Raw genomic sequence first — 19,692 nt, forward strand, 5'->3', positions numbered from 1 at the left:
CTACCGTGACCCGTGAACACCACCCCGCCCCCGCCCATCCCGTCGAGGCAGCAGATGCCTCCGAGCAGACGCGCGTCCGCATGGAAAAGCGCGCCAAGCTGCTCGAGCGCGGCATGGAACCCTACCCGGTCGGGGTGGAGCGCACGCACACGCTGGCCGAGATCCGGGAAAAGTACGGCCATCTCGAGGCGGACGAAACCACCGGCGACATCGTCGGGGTGACCGGCCGTGTGGTGTTCGTCCGCAACACCGGCAAGCTGTGCTTCGCGACCCTGCAGGAAGGCAACGGGACGCGGCTGCAGGCCATGCTCAGCCTGGCCAACGTGGGCGAGGACGCGCTGGCGGACTGGAAGGCGCTGGTGGACCTGGGCGACCACGTCTTCATCCACGGCGAGGTGATCAGTTCCAAGCGCGGCGAGCTTTCCGTCATGGCCGACTCCTGGTCCATGGCCTCCAAGGCCCTGCGCCCGCTGCCGGTGCTGCACGCCGGGCTGAACGAGGAAACCCGCGTGCGCCAGCGCTACGTGGACCTGATCACCCGCGGCGAGGCCCGGCAGATGGTCTACACCCGTGCCGCCGTGGTCCGCTCGATCCGCGAGACCCTGCACGGCCACGGCTACGTGGAGGTGGAGACCCCGATACTGCAGCTGGTCCACGGTGGCGCCGCGGCCCGCCCGTTCCACACCCACCTGAACGCCTTCGACCAGGACATGACGCTGCGCATCGCCACCGAGCTGTACCTCAAGCGCGCCGTCGTCGGCGGGATCGACCGGGTCTTCGAGATCGGGCGCATTTTCCGCAACGAGGGCGTGGACTCCACGCACAGCCCCGAATTCACCACGCTGGAAAGCTACGAGGCCTACGCCGACCAGTTCGTGATGGCCGAGCGGATGCAGGAAATGATCCTCAACGCCGCGGACGCGGTGGGCACGCGCGTGATCGAGACCGACAAGGGCACCATCGACCTGAATGGGGAATGGCGCTGGCTGGGCGTGTACCCCGGACTGTCCGAAGCGGTGGGGGTCGAAATCACGCCGGAAACCAGCGGCCACGTGCTGCGCGACATCGCGGCCAAGCACGGGGTCAAGGTGGAGCCGCAGTGGGACACGCAGAAGATCGTCATCGAGCTTTTCGGCGAGATCGTGGAGCCGACGCTGCTGCAGCCGACCTTCGTCTACGACTACCCGCCGGCGGCCCAGCCGCTGGCCCGGCACCACCGCGACCGGCCCGGACTGATCGAGGCCTGGGACCTGATCATCGGCGGCATGGAACGCGGCACCGCGTTCTCCGAGCTGATCGACCCGGTCATCCAGCGCGAGCGGCTGGTGGAACAGTCGCGCAAGGCCGCCTCCGGCGACCACGAGGCGATGCAGCTGGACGAGGACTTCCTGCGCGCCCTCGAATACGGTGCGCCGCCGATGGGCGGCATCGGCCTGGGCATCGACCGGCTGGTCATGCTTTTCACCCAGGCGGGAATCCGGGAGACCATCCTGTTCCCGCTGCTGAAGCCTGAATTGGGATAGTTGATGGAATACCTGTGGGTGCTGGCCCCCTCGGCCTGCGTTGGATTGTTGTTCTACTTCGTCATGAAGGCGCTCTTTAATGCCGACCGCAAGGAACGCCAGGCATTGGCCGAGGCCGAGCGCGAGGCGGATGCCGGAACCGCCGCCAATCGCGACAATTCCGGACAATAGCCGGAATTGCCGCCCGGGGGCTGTTTCCGGCCGGAATAGATTGCCGGATTATGGGCGCCGGTGTCCCTCAGGGGCACCGGCGCCTTGCCCTGCCCGGGGGGACATTGTACGGACCGTCGAAAGCCAATCGGCCGGTGTCCGATAGCGTCCGCGGCGTTATGCTGAAAATGTCCGGATCCGATTAATTCCGCGGCCGGAATCCGTTAGGCATTCATCCTAACAATCACACTGGACATGTTGCCTGCTAAAGCCCCATGGGACATAATCGGACTGGCCCTGGGGAGGCCATTAATTCAGGACCATACATAAGGAGCCGAGAGTGGCGCAGGAATACGTGCTTGTTAAGACTGACGACCTGGATGGTGGAAAGGCCGACGAAACCGTCCACTTCAGCCTCGACTCGAAAAACTATGTCATTGACCTGACCACGGCGAATGCCCAGGCGCTGCGCGATGCCCTCAAGCCCTTTGTGGCGAAGGCCCGCGAGGAGGCGCCCCGCCGGGAGGCGGCCGGCCGCGGCGCCAAAGGCAGGACCCCGGCGGCGGTCCGCAGCCACGATGCCTCGGCGGTGCGCAGCTGGGCGCGGGAGCACGGCTACCAGGTCAGCGACCGCGGCCGGGTGCAGTCGAACATCCTGGAGGCCTACCGCCAGGCCGTCGGCAGCTGACCGCCGGCACCGGCGGCAGGAGGCGGGCACTTCGGTGCCCGCCTCCTGCCGTGTCCGGCCGCGATTTTCCCCCTAGGGCGAACAGGCCCCACATTCACTTGCCGGGCACGTAGCATCAAAGTACGCAGTAGCTAGGAGTGTGCGAGATGTTTGAGAGATTTACCGACCGTGCCCGTCGCGTTGTCGTGCTGGCTCAAGAAGAAGCCCGCATGCTCAACCACAACTACATTGGTACCGAACACATCCTCCTGGGTTTGATCCACGAGGGGGAGGGTGTCGCGGCAAAGGCGCTGGAATTTCTCGGTGTCACGCTCAACGGCGTCCGTGAGCAGGTGCAGGAAATCATCGGCCAGGGCCAGCAGGCCCCGAGCGGCCACATCCCGTTCACTCCGCGTGCCAAGAAGGTGCTCGAGCTGTCCCTGCGCGAGGCGCTGCAGCTGGGCCACAACTACATCGGTACCGAGCACATCCTGCTGGGCCTGATCCGCGAAGGCGAAGGCGTGGCCACCCAGGTGCTCGTCAAGCTGGGGGCCGACCTGAACCGCGTCCGCCAGCAGGTCATCCAGCTGCTCTCGGGCTACCAGGGCAAGGAGCCGGTGTCCTCCGGCAGCCAGCAGCAGGAGGGCACGCCGGCAGGTTCGGTGGTGCTGGACCAGTTCGGCCGCAACCTGACCCAGGCCGCCCGCGAGGGCAAGCTGGACCCGGTGATCGGGCGCGAGCACGAGATGGAACGCGTTATGCAGGTCCTCTCCCGCCGTACTAAAAACAACCCAGTGCTCATCGGCGAGCCCGGCGTCGGCAAGACCGCCGTGGTGGAGGGGCTGGCGCAGTCCATCGTGCGCGGCGACGTCCCGGAGACCATCAAGGACAAGCAGCTCTACACCCTGGACCTCGGGTCCCTGGTGGCCGGTTCGCGCTACCGCGGTGACTTCGAGGAACGGCTGAAGAAGGTGCTGAAGGAGATCCGCACGCGCGGGGACATCATCCTCTTCATCGACGAAATCCACACCCTGGTGGGTGCCGGCGCCGCCGAGGGCGCCATTGACGCCGCATCCATCCTCAAGCCCATGCTGGCCCGCGGCGAACTGCAGACCATCGGGGCCACCACGCTGGACGAGTACCGCAAGCACATCGAAAAGGATGCCGCGCTGGAGCGGCGCTTCCAGCCGATCCAGGTCCAGGAGCCCTCGGTCGAGCATGCGGTGCAGATCCTGCGCGGCCTGCGGGACCGGTACGAGGCCCACCACCGCGTCTCCATCACGGACGGCGCGCTGGAGGCCGCCGCGAACCTGGCGCACCGCTACATTTCGGACCGCTTCCTGCCGGACAAGGCGATCGACCTGATCGACGAGGCCGGCGCCCGGCTGCGCATCCGCCGGATGACCGCTCCGCCGGAGCTGAAGGACATCGACGAGCGGATTGCCGAGCTGAAGAAGCGCAAGGAATCGGCCATCGACGCCCAGGACTTCGAGGGCGCCGCCGCGCTGCGCGACCGGGAGAGCAAGCTGCAGGACGAGCGTGCCGCCAAGGAACGCGCCTGGAAGTCCGGTGACCTGGACGATATCGCCGAGGTGGACGAGGACCTGATCGCCGAGGTGCTGGCCAACTCCACCGGCATCCCGGTCTTCAAGCTGACCGAGGAAGAGTCCTCGCGGCTGCTGCACATGGAAGACGAGCTGCACAAGCGTGTGGTCGGCCAGGACCAGGCGATCAAGGCAATCTCCCAGGCCATCCGCCGCACCCGTGCCGGGCTGAAGGACCCGAAGCGTCCGGGCGGTTCGTTCATCTTCGCCGGCCCCACCGGCGTCGGCAAGACCGAACTGGCCAAGGCGCTGGCCGAGTTCCTCTTCGGCGAGGAAGACGCGCTGATCACCCTGGACATGTCCGAGTACTCGGAGAAGCACACGGTTTCGCGCCTCTTCGGTGCCCCTCCGGGCTACGTCGGCTACGAAGAGGGCGGCCAGCTGACCGAGAAGGTCCGCCGCCGGCCGTTCTCGGTGGTGCTCTTCGACGAGGTGGAAAAGGCCCACGCGGACCTGTTCAACTCGCTGCTGCAGATCCTGGAAGACGGGCGCCTGACCGACAGCCAGGGCCGGGTGGTGGACTTCAAGAACACCGTCATCATCATGACCACCAACCTCGGCACCCGGGACATCTCCAAGGGCGTCATGACCGGCTTCCAGTCCGGCACCGACACCAGGACCGGTTACGAGCGGATGCGTTCCCGGGTCCAGGACGAGCTCAAGCAGCACTTCCGGCCCGAGTTCCTCAACCGTGTTGACGACATCGTGGTCTTCCCGCAGCTGTCCGAGTCGGAGATCGTGGAGATCGTGGACCTGTTCATCACCCGGCTGCAGAAGCGGCTGAGCGAGAAGTCCATGACCATCGAGCTGAGCTCGGCGGCGAAGTCCCTGCTGGCCCACCGCGGCTACGATCCGACCATGGGGGCCCGGCCGCTGCGCCGGACCATCCAGCGGGAGATCGAGGACCAGCTCTCGGAGAAGATCCTCTTCGGCGAGGTCCATCCCGGCGAGACGATCCACGTGGACGTCGACGGCGAGGGGGATGCCGCCAAGTTCACCTTCACCAGCACGGGGACGCCGAAATCCCTGGAGAAGGCAACGGATACCCCGGCGCTGTCCCAGTAACCGTCCCGCACCTGCGCGAACGAACAGGCCGGGGCCCGGATTTCCGGGTTCCCGGCCTGTTTTCTTGTCCCGGACCGCCGGCCGCCGGCGGTCCGGCACGAAAATCCGGGCGGAAACCGGCCGGATCCGCCGCTGCCCCTGACGCCGCGGGCCGCCGCTGGCTAGGATGTCCGCATGACTTCTGAAACAGTTCTTTCCGAACCCTCGAGCGTGGACGACGCCGGGCAGGCAGCGCAGCCTGCCGAGGCGGTCCGGCCGGCGACTCCGTTCCACAGCCTGGACCATTACATCGCCCTGCCCCGGCTGAGCACGCTGGCCCTGAGCGCGGACGGCAACCGGCTCGTCACCGCCGTCGGCACGCTGTCGGCCAAAGGCACCGAATACACCACCGCGCTGTGGGAACTCGATCCTGCCGGGCAGCGGCCGGCCCGGCGGATCACCCGCAGCGCCAAGGGCGAGGCGGGCGCCGCCTTCCTGCGCAACGGCGACCTGCTGTTCACCTCGGCGCGGCCGGATCCGGACATGTCCGACGCCGACGCCGGCAACGGCCCGGTCGCGGCGCTGTGGAAGATTCCCGCCGCCGGCGGGGAAGGCCGCGTGGTGCTCTCCCGGCCCGGCGGCATTGCCGCCGTGCAGGCCGCCAGGGATGCGGACACCGTGACGGTGACGGCCCCGGTGCTGGCCGGCTCGGCCGACGAGGACGACGACGCCGCGCGGCGCAAGGCGCGCCAGGAACGCAAGGTGGGGGCGATCCTGCATTCGGGCTACCCGGTCCGGTTCTGGGACCAGGACCTGGGTCCGGGGCAGGCCCGGCACTTCGTGCTCGAACCCGCCGGGCCGGGCGCCGGCGGCCTGGACCCGTCGGCGGCCGCGGAGGCTGCCGACGCCGATCCGGGGCTGCCCGGCACCATCGACGCCGAGCCCGCGCTGAAGCTGCTTAACATCACCCCCGATGCCGGCGCGGCCCTGCTGGAGGCCGGTTCGGCGCTGAGCCCGGACGGCCGCACGCTGCTGACCGGATACCGCAGGCCGCTGGCGCGCGGCGATTCGCGCAGCGTGCTCGCCGCGGTGGATACCGCCACCGGCGCGCGGCGGATCCTGCTGGACAGCGAGGACGCCGAATACCAGCCGGGCCCGGTCAGCCCGGACAACCGCCGCGCCGTCGTCGTGCGCGAACTGATCTCCGGACCCGACCGCATCCCGGACGTGACGCTGGGCCTGGTCTCGCTGTCCGACGGCGGCTTCGTCCCGCTGGCGGCGGACTGGGACCGCTGGCCGCACCCGGCCGGCTGGCTGCCGGACGGCTCGGCCGTGGTGGTGACCGCCGACGAGGACGGCCGCACCCCGGTATTCCTGATCGACACCGCCTCCGGTACCGTGCGCCGGGTGACCGGCGACGACGCGGCCTACACCGACGTCGTCGTCAGCCCGGACGGCCGGTACGCCTACGCGCTGCGCAGCAGCTACCGGTTCCCGCCCGAACCGGTGCGGATCGACCTGGCCAGCGGCGGCATCCTGCCGCTGCCCTCCCCGGCGGCCCGGCCCCAGCTGCCCGGACGGCTGGAGGAGGTGGAGACGACGGTGACGGCCAACGGAACCAGTACCCGGGTGCGCGGCTGGCTGGCCCTGCCCGCCGATGCCTCGGCACAGCGGCCGGCGCCGCTGCTGCTGTGGGTGCACGGCGGTCCGCTCAGCTCCTGGAACGCGTGGAGCTGGCGCTGGTGCCCGTGGATCCTGGTGGCCTGCGGCTATGCCGTGCTGCTGCCGGATCCGGCGCTGTCCACCGGGTACGGCAAGGAATTCGTGCGCCGCGGCTGGGGCCGGTGGGGGCAGGAGCCGTTCACCGACCTGATGGCCATCACGGACGAGGCGGAGCGGCGCCCGGACATCGATTCCTCGCGCACTGCCGCCATGGGCGGGTCCTTCGGCGGCTACATGGCCAACTGGATCGCCGGGCACACGGACCGCTTCCGCGCCATCGTCACCCACGCCAGCCTCTGGGCGCTGGACCAGTTCGGACCCACCACGGATGTGTCCACCTACTGGGAAAAGGAGATGACCGCCGAGCGGGCCGAGGCCAACTCGCCGCACCGGCACGTGGAAGAGATCCGCACCCCGATGCTGGTCATCCACGGGGACAAGGACTACCGCGTGCCGGTCGGCGAGGGGCTGCGGCTGTGGTACGAACTGCTCTCGCGCTCCGGCCTGCCCGCGGACGAGAACGGGGACACGGTGCACCGCTTCCTGTACTTCCCGGACGAGAACCACTGGGTCCTCAGCCCCCAGCACGCCCGCGTCTGGTACTCCGTGGTGGAAAACTTCCTGGCCCGGCACGTGCTCGGCCAGGAAACCGGGCTCCCGGCCGAACTCGGCCTCTGAGCCGGGGCCTGGGCCGGCAGCGGCAGGCTCCGGGCGGTCAGCGGCCGGATTCCGGGGCGAGGGGGTGCAGGCCCGCGGTGTCCAGGACCAGGGCCAGCTGCGGCTCCGCGCCCGGACACTGCGGGCCGTTGGGATAGACCAGGCGGGCCTCCGCGGCCAGCGGCTCGAGCCGGCGCCGGGAACCGTCCCGGCCGATGACCACGGCGCGGACCTCGACGGCGCCGGCGGCCAGGGCGGGCAGCGCGGCGAACCCGGTGAGCGTCCCGTCGGGGCGGGCCGTGGCCGAGCAGGCCTGGTCCGGATCCGCGGAGCCGCCGGATGCCGGCGGGCAGTCCCCGCCGGAGGTGGTGCTGCCCGGCACCAGCTCCGGATCGGCTGCCGTGCAGCTGCCCTGCTGGCAGACTTCCAGCCGGACGCCGCGGACCGCGGCGGCGGTGTCCGCCGCGACCGTGAGCGACAGGCCGCGCAGGGCGGCGATCTCGGTGCAGGCCAGGCCGCTGCCGGCCGGCTGTCCGCAGGCCGCCAGCCAGAGGACCGCGGCTGCGGCCAGCTGCAGCCGGGCCGGCCGCCGGCCAAAAACGGGCAGGTTCATGATGCGCCCATCGTAGCGGTTGGGGCGCCCGGGCCCAGGCTCAGGCCGGCAGGGCCACGCCGCCGGCCGAGGCCTCGGCGAGCCCGTCCGCCAGCAGCCCGTCCAGGCAGCGGGCCAGCTGCTCGTCGCTCGCGTTCAGGGCCTGCAGTCGGCGCAGTTCGGCGCCCAGTCCGCCGGGGTGTTCCGGCTGCCCGGCCGCCACCAGGTCCACGGAGCCGAGCAGCAGTTCGGGCAGGACCGGCCCGGTCGCGTGGCGCAGCACGGCCATCATGGCCCCGCGCACCTGGCGGTCCGTCCCGGCCCAGGCCTGGCCCTTGGGCACATAGCGCGGCTCCGGCCGCCCGGCGGCCACCCAGGCGCAGGCATCCAGCACCGGGCACTGTCCGCACTTGGGCGACCGCGCGGTGCACACCAGCGCGCCGAGCTCCATCACCCCGGCATTCCAGGTCCTGGCCCCGGCGGGGTCCGGCATCAGGGCCTGCGCACGCCGCATTTCCCCGGCCGTGAGCGACGGCGCCGGCAGCGCCTCGCCGCCGACCAGCCGCGCATGCACCCGGCGGACGTTGGTGTCCACCACGGTTTCGGGGGCATCGAAGGCGAAGGACGCAATCGCAGCCGCGGTGTAGGTGCCCACCCCCGGCAGCTTGAGCAGCTCCGCGTAGCTGCCGGGCACTGCCCCGGCGTGGCCGGCCACGATGGCGGTGGCGGCAGCGTGCAGCCGCAGCGCCCGCCGGGGGTAGCCAAGGCGGCCCCAGGCACGCACCGCTTCACCGCTGGGCGCGGCGGCCAGCGCCGCAGGTTCCGGCCAGCGCTCGAGCCACTGCTCCCAGACCGGCAGCACCCGGGACACGGGAGTCTGCTGCAGCATGAATTCGCTGACCATGATGCCCCAGGGGCTGCAGTCCGGCTCGCGCCAGGGCAGTCGGCGGGCATTGGCTTCGAACCAGCCGGCGATCCGGTGGTGCAGCAGTCCGGCGTCGGCGACCGGGACGGCGCTCTGGGGCGCAGCGGATTCCGTCAGGGTGGTTTTCGGCATGTGGCTCCTAGCTTGTGACCACCAATACTGTACTGCCCGGCGTGGTGCGCCGGGTCCGAAGTGCATCGCTCCTTAGCCTTAAGGAATGGCAGCAAACGGTGGCGGGACGGCAGGCGGCGGCAAGCCCTCGTCCGGGCGTCCCCCGGCCGGTGGCGCCGGGCCGGCTGCGGCCCGGCGCGGTCCCAGCCCCGCAGTGTACCGGCGGCGCCGGATCGCCGTGCTGGTGCTCGCGGTCCTGGTCCTGGTGCTGCTCACCGGCGTGGGCTACTGGGTGGCGGGCCTTTTCGGCGGGAGCGGGCGGGCCGCTGCCGAACCGGACGCCGGCGCCGGGCAGGCCACGGCGCAGGTTTCGCCCAGCGCGTCGGCCCAGGCGGCGGAGCCGGCCTGCGGGGACTCCGAGGTGGTGCTGCGCGCGTCCACGGACCAGCCGGCCTATGACTCGGGCAGCAACCCGACGCTGATCATGGAGGTGGCCAACGAGGGCGATTTCCCCTGCGAACTCAATGTGGGCACCGACGCGATGGATTTCGTGATCACCAGCGGCGAGGACAGGATCTTTTCCTCCAAGGACTGCGAGGCGGACCCGTCCGCGCTGATGATGACCATTCAGCCTGGCAAGAGCGAGCGGGCCCAGTTCACCTGGCAGCGCAACCGCACCGCCCCGGGGTGCACGCTGGTGGAGGCCAATCCGCAGCCGGGAACCTACGTGCTGGTGACCAAGCTGGATGACCGGACCAGCAACAAGGCCATCTTCGAACTCCGCTGACGGCCCGGGTCACATGAACCGGTCGAGCAGGCTGGTTTCGGCGATCCGGGAGAGCCCTTCGCGCACGGTGCGGGCGCGCTGTTCACCGATCCCGTCCACCGCCATCAGGTCGTCGATATTGGCGGCCATCAGTTGCTGCAGCCCGCCGAAGTGGCCGACGAGCCGGTCCGCCACCGCCCGCGGCACCGACTTGATGCCGGAGAGCAGCCGGTAGCCCAGCGGCTGGACGACCGCGTCGAGGGAGTCGATCCCGGGCCGGAAGCCGACCACGCTGGCGATGCGGCCCAGGTCGATCAGGTCCGTGGAGCTGAAGTCGCGCAGCTGCTCCAGCGCCGGGTCCACTTCCACGCCGCCCTTGATGCCCGCGTAGTCGCGCAGCACCATTTCGCTGTCCGGGCCCAGCCCCGAGGTCAGCTCGTCCAGCTGGAGGGAAAGCAGCCGTCCGTCCACGCCGAGTTCGAGCACGTACTGGGAGATTTCCTCGGAGATGCGCCGGACCATCTCCTGCCGCTGCAGCGTGACCGCGACGTCGCGGACCGTCACCATGGCCTCGATCTCCAGGGCGGAGAGCGAGCTGGTGACCTGGTCCAGCCGTGCCCGGTAGCGTTCGAGCGTGGCCAGGGCCTGGTTGGCGCGGGCCAGCACCGGTTCGGAGCCCTCCAGCACGTGGCGGATGCCGGCGACGTAGAGGGCGATGATCTGCATGGACTGGCTGACGGAGATGACCGGCAGCCCGGTCTGGATGGCCACCCGCTCGGCGGTCCGGTGGCGGGTGCCCGATTCCTGGGTCGGGATCGACGGATCCGGGACCAGCTGGACCGCCGCCTTGATAATGTGCGAGGCCTCGCTGTCGCAGACAATGGCCCCGTCCATCTTGGCCAGCTCGCGCAGCCGGGTGGGGGAGAAATCGATGCCGATGTCGAACCCGCCGCTGCACATGGCCTCGACCTGCCTGTCGTAGCCGAGCACGATCAGGGCGCCGGTCCGGCCGCGCAGGATCCGCTCCAGGCCGTCGCGCAGGGCGGTGCCCGGGGCCACGCGCGCCAAGGTAGCCTTCAGGGCGTCCTCGGGGCTTTTGACCATGGAGTGGTTCCTTCGGGCAGGTGGGCACGGTTCAGGGCCGTGCCCGGTCGGGAACAGCTAATAGGCAGGATACTATTGCAGCCCGGTTTGCCTTAAACCGGCGGTCCCGGCCGCCTCAGCCGGCGCTGCGCAGTTCGGGGCCGGACCGGGCCGAGCCGGCGCCGAAGAGGATGTCCAGGGCCTCGGCGACGGTCTGGACCTCCCTGACCCGGAAGCCCGGCGGTATCTGCCCCACCCCGTTGGGCGATGCCGGTACGACGGCGTACTGGAAGCCGAGGCGTTCGGCCTCCAGGATCCGGCGGTTGATCCCGGGCACCGGGCGGACTTCCCCGGCCAGGCCGACCTCGCCGAAGGCGATCATCCGCGCCTGCAGCGGCTTGTTGTTCTTGGCCGAGGCGATGGCCAGCACGGTGGCCAGGTCCGTGGCCGGCTCGCTCAGCTTCACCCCGCCCACCGTTGCCACGTAGCTGTCGTCCTTGTGCAGGGACATGGCGGCGCGGCGCTGCAGCACCGCCATCATCATGGCCACGCGCGAGGAATCCAGCCCGCTGGTGGCGCGGCGCGGCTGCGCATTGGAGGTCTCGGCCAGCAGCGCCTGGACTTCGGCAACCAGCGGCCGGCGCCCCTCGAGGGTCACGGTGATGCAGGTGCCGGAGACCGGGTGCTTGGTCGGGGAAATGAACAGCCCGCTCGGATCCGTCAGTCCCTCGATCCCGCCCTCGGTCAGGTCGAAGCAGCCGACCTCGTCGGTGGGCCCGTAGCGGTTCTTCACGGCCCGCACCAGGCGCAGCCGGGAGTGGCGTTCGCCGTCGAACTGGCAGACCACGTCCACCAGATGTTCCAGCAGCCGGGGCCCGGCGATCGAGCCGTCCTTGGTCACGTGGCCGACCAGCACCGTGGCCATGTTGCGGCTCTTCGCGGCGTTGATCAGCGACGCGGCGACTTCCCGCACCTGGGTGACGCCGCCGGCCGCGCCCTCCACCGCCGAACTGCTCAGGGTCTGCACCGAGTCCACCACCAGCAGTGCCGGGTCCACCTGCTCGATGTGCCCGAGCGCGATGCCCAGGTCCGTTTCCGCGGTCAGGTAAAGCAGATCCGCCACGGCCCCGATCCGCTCCGCGCGCAGCTTCACCTGGGCCGCCGATTCCTCCCCGGTCACGTAGAGCACGTCCCGGCCCGCGGCGGCCACCTTGGCGGCGACATCCAGCAGCAGGGTCGACTTCCCCACCCCCGGTTCGCCGGCGAGCAGGATGACGGCGCCGGGCACCAGGCCGCCGCCGAGCACCCGGTCCAGTTCGTCCACGCCGGTGGCCTGGAAGGCCGCCGTCGTCGCATCCACCTCGGCGATCCGCTGCGCTGGCTTGGCCACGGTGGCCGCCGCCGTCGTCCGCGCCGCGACCTGGCCGGTCTCCTCGACGGTTCCCCAGGCCTGGCATTCGCCGCAGCGTCCCACCCACTTGACGGTGGTCCAGCCGCATTCTGCGCAGCGGTAGGCGGGAGCCTTGGTACGGGCGGTCTTGGAACTCATGGATTCAGGCTAGCCGAGCCTTCGGACAGTTTGGCCCGGCTACAGCCGGGGCAGGTAGTCGGCAGCCTCGTCGTGGGACACCCCGGTCGCCTCGAGCAGGTCCACGACCAGCGGCCGGAACACCAGCACCAGTCCCTCGCCCTCCAGGCCCCGGACGCCCATGGACTGTGGGTGCAGGCGCGTGGCCACATCCGCGAACTCGTTCCGCGCATTGCGCAGCCGGCGCTCCCGCGCACCCTCGTCCGGATCCGAGAGCCCGGAGGCGAGGACCTCGACGGCGTCGGCCGTCTCCTGCAGCAAGGTGGCCAGCGAATCGATGGCCTCGTCGGACATGGCCGCATGGTTGATCACCGAGGTCAGCCGGCGCGAGAACACCCGGCTGTTGCGCATGGCCAGGTCGATCGAATCGGCCGCCCGGTGCAGGTCCACCACTTCCTCGTGGTGCCGGCGGTAGGCCGGCGCGATCCGGGCCACCTCACGCGCACTGGTGAAGCTGCTGCGGACGTCGTCGATCAGCGACTGCGAGCCGCGCGCGCGGACCAGCGCATGCCAGGCGGCGGTCGCATCGCTCCGGCTCAGCGCGGTGGAGCAGCTGCGCAGCACCGCCGTCAGCTCCGCGAGCAGCTGCTGCATCTTGGTCCGGGGCTCGGTGCGCGGATCGCCCGGGACCAGCACAGTGACCAGCAGGGCGAAGCTGCCGCCGACGACGGCGTCGAGGCTGCGGGTGAACGGACCGCCCGCCGGCGCCGGCAGCAGCACCACGAGGAGGGACTGCAGGGCCAGCTGCGTGGTGAAGATGCTGCCGCTGTCCAGGAAGCGCGCCAGCAGCACCGAGACGAACATGACGACGGCGGCCTGCCAGAGTCCGGCGCCGAGCACGTGCAGGAGCAGGTCGCCCACGGCGATGCCCAGAGTGCAGCCGGCAGCGACCTCCAGCACCTTGCGGACGCGCGGGCCCTTGGCGAAGCCCAAGGCGATCAGTGCCGAGGTGGCCGCGAAGATCGGTCCGTGGTGCCCCAGCAGACGCTCGGCCACGGCGTAGGCCGCCACCGCGCAGAACACGATCCGCAAGGCCGGCCCAATGGAATTGCGGCTGCGCCGCAGGCCGACACGCAGCCGCTTGCGCGCAAAGGAGCGGGCTGCGGGGAGGCGGCTGCCGACGGTCATGGCTTTAGTCTAGGGAGTGGGGCCGGGCCTTCCGGGTGACTGTGGCGTACCGCGCGCCATAGTATGGCAAGTATCACAAATGCAACAATGACGCCCCGGTTGTCGCACAGGGATCACCCTTTGTTAATCTTTCGTTCACTTTCCCCGGCCATTCTCGTTACCCGTGCTGCCTAACTTCGTTACGGTACGAAGTCAGCACAGCACTGGAGTGCGTTCGTCCAACTCGTTCGCCAAATTGAAAGGCACCTTACAAGTGAAGGCTATTCGCTTCGGCCGCGCAGCGGCAGTTCTTTCCATCGCAGCGCTGGCGCTGACGGCCTGTGGTTCCGACAACGCCACCGGCGGTTCGGCCGGCGGTTCGACGACCCCGGCTGGTTCCGGCGTCTCCGGCACCCTCTCCGGCGTCGGCGCTTCCTCCCAGGATTCCGCGATGCAGGCCTGGATCGCCGGTTTCGGCAAGAAGGAATCCGGCGCCACCGTGCAGTACTCCCCGGATGGCTCCGGCGCCGGCCGCAAGGCCCTGCTGGCCGGCGGTGCGCAGTTCGCCGGCTCCGACGCCCACCTGAGCGACGAGGAATTCACCGCCGCCAAGGAGGTCTGCGGACCCAACGGTGCCGTCGACGTCCCGGTCTACGTGTCCCCGATTGCCATCGCCTTCAACCTCAAGGGTGTGAAGGAAATCAACATGGACGCGGACACCATTGCCAAGGTCTTCCGCGGCGAGATCACCAAGTGGAACGACGAGGCGATCGCCAAGCAGAACGAGGGCGCCACCCTGCCCGACACCGCGATCACCGTGGTCCACCGTGCGGACGAGTCCGGCACCACCGAGAACTTCACCGAGTACCTGCACGCGGTCGCGCCCAAGGTCTGGACCGAAGAGGCCGACCAGGCCTGGCCGTCCTCGCTCTCCGGCGAGAACGCCCAGGGCACCTCCGGCGTCGTCTCCACCACCACCAAGACCGACGGCGCGATCACCTACGCCGACGCGTCCGCGATCGGCGACCTGGGCACCGTCAAGGTCAAGGTTGGCGACAAGTACGTGGCGCACAGCGCCGAGGCTGCCGCCAAGGCCGTTGACCAGGCGACCCCGGTCGAGGGCCGCGACAACGGGGACGTGTCCCTGAACCTCAAGCGCGACACCACCGAAGCCGGCGCCTACCCGGTGGTCCTGGTGTCCTACCACATCTACTGCACCAGCTACAAGGACCAGGCCACTGCGGACCTGGTCAAGGCGTTCGGCAGCTACGTGATCAGCGAGGATGGCCAGAAGGCCGCCCAGGATGCCGCAGGCAGCGCGCCGATCTCGGACTCCCTGCGCGAGAAGGCCCAGAGCGCCATTGACTCGATCAAGGTTGCTTCCTAGCCATAACCAGCATGGATTGGCCCCGCGCCGTCGGAACATCGACGCGCGGGGCGAACCCATGTCAGGGCCGGCTCCCTGACAGGGAACCGAGCCGGCCGCCGGAACGGCCAAAAACCGATCCGGCACTGAAGAACTACCGTGAAATAGCCCGAAGGGTGTGTTGTGTCCAATACTCTGACTGAAGGCGGCGCCAAAGGCCGGGCAGGGGACAAAGTATTCTCCGGCCTGACGCTGTTCGCCGGCTGCCTGATCCTCGTCGTCCTATTCGCGGTAGCAGCCTTCCTGATCCTGCAGGCCATGCCGACCTTCGCCGCCGACCCGGCCAAGATTACCGGCGGCGAAGGATTCTGGGTCTACATCTGGCCGATCGTGATCGGCACCCTGATCGCGGCGGTGATCGCGCTGCTGATCGCCACCCCGGTGGGCATCGGCGTGGCGCTGTTCATCTCCCACTTCGCCCCGCGCAAGATGGCGCAGGGCCTGGGCTACGTGGTGGACCTGCTGGCCGCCATCCCGTCCGTGGTCTACGGCGCCTGGGGCATTGCCGTGCTGGCGCCGGCCCTCGTGCCCGTATACGGCTGGCTGGCCGAGAACGCCGGCTGGATCCCCATTTTCCAGGGCCCGGCCAGCCAGACCGGCAAGACCATGCTCACCGCCGGCATCGTGCTCTCGGTCATGATCCTGCCCATCATCACCTCGCTCAGCCGCGAAATCTTCCTGCAGACCCCCAAGCTGCACGAGGAAGCCGCACTAGCCATGGGCGCCACGCGCTGGGAAATGATCCGGATGGCGGTCTTCCCCTTCGCCCGCGCCGGCGTCATCAGCGCCGTCATGCTGGGCCTGGGCCGGGCGCTGGGTGAAACCATGGCCGTGGCGCTGGTGCTTTCCAGCGGCGCCCTGATCCCCAGCCTGATCAAGAGCGGCAACCAGACGATCGCCGCGGAAATCGCCCTGAACTTCCCGGAGGCCTTCGGCCTGCGCCTGTCGGAGCTGATCGCCGCAGGCCTGATCCTGTTCGTCATCACGCTGGCCGTCAACATGATCGCGCGCTGGATCATCAGCCGCCACAAGGAATTCTCGGGAGCGAACTAATGCCGCAGCTGACTACCACATCTCCGGCCCCGGTCAAGCGCAACAGCCTCACCAAGAACCAGTTGCCCGGCTGGGCCAACTGGGCCGTCCTGGCCGGATCGCTGATCCTGGGCGCCGCGCTGTCCACCCTGATCGGCTTCAACGTCATCGCCTGGGCGCTGATCTCCGCGGCCCTCTTCGTGATCGCCGGCTACTTCGTGACACTGTCCGTGGAGGGCGGACGCAAGGCCAAGGACCGCTTCGTCACGAACATCATCGTCGCGGCCTTCATCGTGGCACTGCTGCCGCTGGTGTCGGTGATCTGGACGGTCCTGGCCAAGGGCATCCCCGGCCTGTCGATGGGCTTCCTGACCACCTCGATGAACGGCATGACCGGAGCGGTGGACAACGCGTCGGTCCAGAACGGCACCGAAGTGCTCGGCGGCGCCTACCACGCGATCGTCGGCACCGTCCTGATTACGCTGTGGGCCACGATCATTTCGGTGCCGATCGGCCTGCTGGCCGCCGTCTACCTGGTCGAGTACAGCAAGGGCGGCGCGCTGTCCCGCGCGATCACCTTCTTCGTGGACGTCATGACCGGCATCCCGTCCATCGTGGCCGGCCTGTTCGCCGCCGCGTTCTTCGGCCTGATGTTCGGCCCGGGCACCCGCACCGGCTTCATCGCCGCAGTCGCCCTGACCGTGCTGATGATCCCGGTGGTGATCCGCTCCACCGAGGAAATGCTCAAGATCGTGCCCAACGAACTGCGCGAAGCTGCCTACGCCCTGGGCGTGCGCAAGTGGCGCACCATCATCAAGGTGGTGGTGCCGACGGCGATCTCCGGCATCGCCTCCGGCGTCACCCTGGCCATCGCCCGCGTGATCGGCGAAACGGCACCGATCCTGGTCACCGCCGGCTTCGTCAACAGCATCAACTGGAATGTCTTCAGCGGCTGGATGGCCACGCTGCCGACGTTCATCTACCGGCAGCTGATGAACCCGACCTCCCCGACCAACGTCGATCCCAGCGCCCAGCGGGCCTGGGCGGCGGCGCTGATCCTGATCGTCTTCGTGATGCTGCTCAACCTCATCGCGCGGCTGATCGCCCGCATCTTCGCCCCCAAGACCGGCCGCTAAGCCTGACCCGGAAGATTTAGAGAAGGAACCCCATGTCCAAGCGCATCGACGTCAATGACCTGAACGTCTACTACGGAAACTTCCTGGCCGTGGAAGGCGTCAACATCAACATCGAGCCGAAGTCCGTCACGGCCTTCATCGGCCCCTCCGGCTGCGGCAAGTCCACCTTCCTGCGCACCTTGAACCGCATGCACGAGGTCCTGCCCGGGGCCCGGGTGGAGGGCGAGGTGCTGCTGGATGGCGAGAACCTGTACGGGCAGGGGGTGGATCCGGTGACGGTGCGCAGCCAGATTGGCATGGTCTTCCAGCGTCCGAACCCGTTCCCCACGATGTCCATCCGTGACAACGTGCTGGCCGGCGTGAAGCTGAACAACAAGCGCATGAGCAAGTCCGACGCGGACGCACTGGTGGAGAAGTCCCTGACCGGGGCCAACCTCTGGAACGAGGTCAAGGACCGGCTGGACAAGCCCGGCTCCGGGCTCTCCGGCGGCCAGCAGCAGCGCCTGTGCATCGCCCGCGCCATCGCGGTCAAGCCCGAGGTCATCCTGATGGACGAGCCCTGTTCGGCGCTGGACCCGATCTCCACGCTGGCGATCGAGGATCTGATCGAGGAGCTCAAGAACGAGTACACGGTGGTCATCGTGACCCACAACATGCAGCAGGCCGCCCGTGTCTCGGATAAGACCGCGTTCTTCAACATCGCCGGGACGGGCAAGCCGGGCAAGCTGATCGAATACAACGAAACCGGCCTGATCTTCTCCAATCCGCAGGAAAAGGCCACCGAGGACTACGTCTCCGGCCGCTTCGGATAGCGTGCAGGGCGGGCCCTTTCGTGTCGGCTGCGCCGCCACGCAGGGACCCGGCCGCCCTGCACTTACGGGCCCGGCGGCATCGCCGCCGGGCCCGCGGTGTTAAGGGTTACAGCAGGGGATGCAGGGCCAGGTACAGGATGGCCCCGCCCAGCGCGGTGGCAAAGGCCGTGAACACCCAGATGCGCAGCACCCGCAGGACCACACCCCAGCGCACCGTGGCGAAGCGCTGGTTGGCGCCGGCGCCGAGGATGGCAGCCGTAATGGTGTGCGTGCTGGACAGCGGCATATGCAGGGCCATGGCGCCCACGAACAGCATGGCCGACCCGACGGCCTGGGCATTCGCCCCGCGCATCGGGTCGATCCGGACCATCCGCGAGCCCAGGGTGTGGGCGATCCGCCAGCCGCCGCAGAGGGTGCCGGCCGCCAGCAGCGCGGCGGCGAAGAGCTGGACCCAGAACGGCACGCCGGCCATGCCCCCGGCCAGCCCGGCGGCGCCGAGGGCCAGCAGCACCACGGACACGGTCCGCTGCCCGTCCTGCATTCCGATGCCGAGCGAGAACGTGCCCGCGAGCACGGCCTGGAGCATCCGGGTGTTCCGGTTTACTTCCCGGGGCGTCCTGAAGCGCACCGTCCAGGTGACCACGTACACCGACAGCCAGGCCAGCACGAAGGCCAGCACGGGGGAGAGCAGCAGCGGCAGCAGCACCAGCCGCCACAGCACACCGCCGTCCGGAACCGGGCCGCCGCTGCCGAGGAAGGCGGAGGCCGCCCCCGCGCCCAGCAGCCCGCCCACCAGGGCATGGGTGGACGATGAGGGCATCCGGCGCCACCAGGTGTAGACGTCCCAGCCGCAGGCGCTCAGGGTGCCGGCCAGCAGGACGCCCAGCCCTGCCGGGCCTTGGGGCAGCCGGAACAGGGATTCGCTGACCAGCAGGGCCAGGCCCGTGGAGAGCAGCACTCCGATGAAGCTGAAGATGGCCGCGAGGACGACGGCGACGTTCGCGGTGAGCGCCCGGTTGCGCACCGCGGTGGCCACCGAGTTGGAGACATCGTGGAACCCGTTGAGGAAGGCGAAGCAGCCGGCGACCAGGACCACCAGCACGAGCAGGAACAGCTCCACCTAGGATTCCTTGACCAGGATCTGGCCGACGTAGTTGGCCACGCGGCGCAGGTCCTTGGTGGCATCGACCATCTGGTTGGCCACGCCCAGGTGCCGCATGTACACGGCAGGCTTGTGGTCGCGCATCAGTTCGCTGGTCCAGATACGGTGGGTCCGTTCCGCCCGCTTGGCCAGCTGGAGCATTTCGACGCAGTACTCATCCAGGTCTTCGAGGGACTCCAGCCTGGCCATCGCATCGCGGGTGAGCTCGGTCTGGCGGTTGATCACCTCCAGCTGCTCCGCGGCCCGGCTGGACAGGTGCGTGAGGCTGTTGAGCAGGATCATGTCGGCGGCGCCGTCGACTTTCTCGCCACCTTCGACCAGGTGGCGGGAGATCTGGAACAGGTCTTCGCGCGGGAGTGGATTGATGAAGCTGGTCCTGACGTGGGTCATCAGGGCGAAATGCAGGTTTGACAGGTTGCCGTCGGCCTCGTGCAGCTGCTCCACCAGGCGGGCCCGGTCTTCGGCGGCGGCGCCGAGGATTTCGGAAAGGGTGCCGACGCCGGTGTGGAATTCGGCCGCCATCCGGGTCAGCAGTTCCAGGGCTTTGTTCTCACGGGGGAACAGGCGTCGCTTCACTGAATAAAG

The 19,692-nt window shown here is 69.2% G+C and carries 17 protein-coding genes; 10 read left to right on the top strand and 7 right to left on the bottom strand.

Annotated elements, in window-relative coordinates:
* Nucleotides 1–5: 5 nt before the first annotated feature.
* The 5 genes from lysS to LVY72_RS20365 all read left to right on the top strand — a co-directional run bounded on the left by lysS (nucleotide 6) and on the right by LVY72_RS20365 (nucleotide 7,388).
* Nucleotides 6–1,523: a lysine--tRNA ligase gene (lysS, locus tag LVY72_RS20345; RefSeq protein WP_308190852.1), complete on the top strand. Its 1,518-nt coding sequence runs from the start codon at nucleotides 6–8 to the stop codon at nucleotides 1,521–1,523.
* A 3-nt stretch (nucleotides 1,524–1,526) separates the two neighbouring features.
* Entirely contained in the window at nucleotides 1,527–1,694 is a 168-nt protein-coding gene (locus LVY72_RS20350; protein WP_237825928.1) for a hypothetical protein, read from the top strand.
* A gap of 319 nt (nucleotides 1,695–2,013) precedes the next feature.
* Nucleotides 2,014–2,361, top strand: coding sequence for a histone-like nucleoid-structuring protein Lsr2 (locus LVY72_RS20355; RefSeq protein ID WP_237825930.1), 348 nt, complete (start codon nucleotides 2,014–2,016; stop codon nucleotides 2,359–2,361).
* Nucleotides 2,362–2,507: 146 nt separating this feature from the next.
* Nucleotides 2,508–5,009 carry an ATP-dependent Clp protease ATP-binding subunit gene (locus tag LVY72_RS20360; RefSeq protein ID WP_237825932.1) on the top strand — a complete coding sequence of 834 codons (2,502 nt, stop codon included), beginning with the start codon at nucleotides 2,508–2,510 and terminating at the stop codon, nucleotides 5,007–5,009.
* Between the two features lie 174 nt (nucleotides 5,010–5,183).
* The gene (locus tag LVY72_RS20365; RefSeq protein WP_237825938.1) at nucleotides 5,184–7,388 is read left to right on the top strand and encodes a prolyl oligopeptidase family serine peptidase; all 2,205 of its coding nucleotides are present in this window, start codon (nucleotides 5,184–5,186) and stop codon (nucleotides 7,386–7,388) included.
* Between the two features lie 37 nt (nucleotides 7,389–7,425).
* Here the strand turns inward: LVY72_RS20365 and LVY72_RS20370 are convergent, their stop codons facing one another.
* Entirely contained in the window at nucleotides 7,426–7,980 is a 555-nt protein-coding gene (locus LVY72_RS20370; protein ID WP_237825940.1) for a hypothetical protein, read from the bottom strand.
* A gap of 40 nt (nucleotides 7,981–8,020) precedes the next feature.
* Complete coding sequence (locus LVY72_RS20375) at nucleotides 8,021–9,016, bottom strand: iron-sulfur binding domain-containing protein (RefSeq protein WP_237825942.1); 996 nt, start codon at nucleotides 9,014–9,016, stop codon at nucleotides 8,021–8,023.
* 85 nt (nucleotides 9,017–9,101) lie between these two features.
* On the opposite strand from LVY72_RS20375, the gene LVY72_RS20380 reads away from it, so the two are divergent.
* Nucleotides 9,102–9,782: a hypothetical protein gene (locus LVY72_RS20380; RefSeq protein WP_237825944.1), complete on the top strand. Its 681-nt coding sequence runs from the start codon at nucleotides 9,102–9,104 to the stop codon at nucleotides 9,780–9,782.
* A gap of 9 nt (nucleotides 9,783–9,791) precedes the next feature.
* On the opposite strand, the gene disA is transcribed toward LVY72_RS20380, so the two are convergent.
* The 3 genes from disA to LVY72_RS20395 form a co-directional block, all read right to left on the bottom strand.
* Nucleotides 9,792–10,865 (bottom strand): DNA integrity scanning diadenylate cyclase DisA, encoded by a 1,074-nt coding sequence (gene disA / locus LVY72_RS20385; RefSeq protein ID WP_237825952.1) that lies wholly within the window; start codon nucleotides 10,863–10,865, stop codon nucleotides 9,792–9,794.
* Nucleotides 10,866–10,980: 115 nt separating this feature from the next.
* The gene (gene radA, locus LVY72_RS20390) at nucleotides 10,981–12,393 is read right to left on the bottom strand and encodes a DNA repair protein RadA (protein ID WP_237825954.1); all 1,413 of its coding nucleotides are present in this window, start codon (nucleotides 12,391–12,393) and stop codon (nucleotides 10,981–10,983) included.
* Between the two features lie 39 nt (nucleotides 12,394–12,432).
* Nucleotides 12,433–13,560 (bottom strand): FUSC family protein, encoded by a 1,128-nt coding sequence (locus LVY72_RS20395; RefSeq protein ID WP_237825957.1) that lies wholly within the window; start codon nucleotides 13,558–13,560, stop codon nucleotides 12,433–12,435.
* A 253-nt stretch (nucleotides 13,561–13,813) separates the two neighbouring features.
* Here LVY72_RS20395 and pstS point away from each other — a divergent pair, with 253 nt between their 5' ends.
* The 4 genes from pstS (at nucleotide 13,814) to pstB (ending at nucleotide 17,945) form a co-directional block, all read left to right on the top strand.
* Entirely contained in the window at nucleotides 13,814–14,926 is a 1,113-nt protein-coding gene (gene pstS / locus LVY72_RS20400; RefSeq protein ID WP_237825959.1) for a phosphate ABC transporter substrate-binding protein PstS, read from the top strand.
* Between the two features lie 162 nt (nucleotides 14,927–15,088).
* Nucleotides 15,089–16,018: a phosphate ABC transporter permease subunit PstC gene (pstC, locus tag LVY72_RS20405; protein WP_237825961.1), complete on the top strand. Its 930-nt coding sequence runs from the start codon at nucleotides 15,089–15,091 to the stop codon at nucleotides 16,016–16,018.
* Complete coding sequence (gene pstA, locus LVY72_RS20410) at nucleotides 16,018–17,133, top strand: phosphate ABC transporter permease PstA (RefSeq protein WP_237825965.1); 1,116 nt, start codon at nucleotides 16,018–16,020, stop codon at nucleotides 17,131–17,133. Before pstC ends, pstA begins: the two co-directional genes overlap by 1 nt.
* A 32-nt stretch (nucleotides 17,134–17,165) precedes the next feature.
* Nucleotides 17,166–17,945 carry a phosphate ABC transporter ATP-binding protein PstB gene (gene pstB / locus LVY72_RS20415; RefSeq protein WP_237825967.1) on the top strand — a complete coding sequence of 260 codons (780 nt, stop codon included), beginning with the start codon at nucleotides 17,166–17,168 and terminating at the stop codon, nucleotides 17,943–17,945.
* Between the two features lie 106 nt (nucleotides 17,946–18,051).
* Here the strand turns inward: pstB and LVY72_RS20420 are convergent, their stop codons facing one another.
* Both LVY72_RS20420 and LVY72_RS20425 read right to left on the bottom strand, forming a co-directional pair.
* Nucleotides 18,052–19,065, bottom strand: coding sequence for an inorganic phosphate transporter (locus LVY72_RS20420; protein WP_237825969.1), 1,014 nt, complete (start codon nucleotides 19,063–19,065; stop codon nucleotides 18,052–18,054).
* A complete protein-coding gene (locus LVY72_RS20425) occupies nucleotides 19,066–19,683 on the bottom strand; it encodes a DUF47 domain-containing protein (RefSeq protein WP_237825971.1) in 618 nt (205 codons plus the stop codon).
* Nucleotides 19,684–19,692: the final 9 nt, after the last annotated feature.

Origin of the sequence: Arthrobacter hankyongi (assembly GCF_022012395.1) — a bacterium.
Lineage (GTDB): Bacteria > Actinomycetota > Actinomycetes > Actinomycetales > Micrococcaceae > Crystallibacter > Crystallibacter hankyongi.

Bases quoted from the DNA above. Each gene is read 5' to 3' on its own strand.
- LVY72_RS20360 (WP_237825932.1), top strand. From the start codon at position 2,508: ATGTTTGAGAGATTTACCGACCGTGCCCGTCGCGTTGTCGTGCTGGCT.
- pstB (WP_237825967.1), top strand. From the start codon at position 17,166: ATGTCCAAGCGCATCGACGTCAATGACCTGAACGTCTACTACGGAAAC.
- radA (WP_237825954.1), bottom strand. From the start codon at position 12,393: ATGAGTTCCAAGACCGCCCGTACCAAGGCTCCCGCCTACCGCTGCGCA.
- LVY72_RS20350 (WP_237825928.1), top strand. From the start codon at position 1,527: ATGGAATACCTGTGGGTGCTGGCCCCCTCGGCCTGCGTTGGATTGTTG.
- LVY72_RS20395 (WP_237825957.1), bottom strand. From the start codon at position 13,560: ATGACCGTCGGCAGCCGCCTCCCCGCAGCCCGCTCCTTTGCGCGCAAG.
- LVY72_RS20375 (WP_237825942.1), bottom strand. From the start codon at position 9,016: ATGCCGAAAACCACCCTGACGGAATCCGCTGCGCCCCAGAGCGCCGTC.
- LVY72_RS20370 (WP_237825940.1), bottom strand. From the start codon at position 7,980: ATGAACCTGCCCGTTTTTGGCCGGCGGCCGGCCCGGCTGCAGCTGGCC.
- disA (WP_237825952.1), bottom strand. From the start codon at position 10,865: ATGGTCAAAAGCCCCGAGGACGCCCTGAAGGCTACCTTGGCGCGCGTG.
- LVY72_RS20365 (WP_237825938.1), top strand. From the start codon at position 5,184: ATGACTTCTGAAACAGTTCTTTCCGAACCCTCGAGCGTGGACGACGCC.
- LVY72_RS20380 (WP_237825944.1), top strand. From the start codon at position 9,102: ATGGCAGCAAACGGTGGCGGGACGGCAGGCGGCGGCAAGCCCTCGTCC.
- pstA (WP_237825965.1), top strand. From the start codon at position 16,018: ATGCCGCAGCTGACTACCACATCTCCGGCCCCGGTCAAGCGCAACAGC.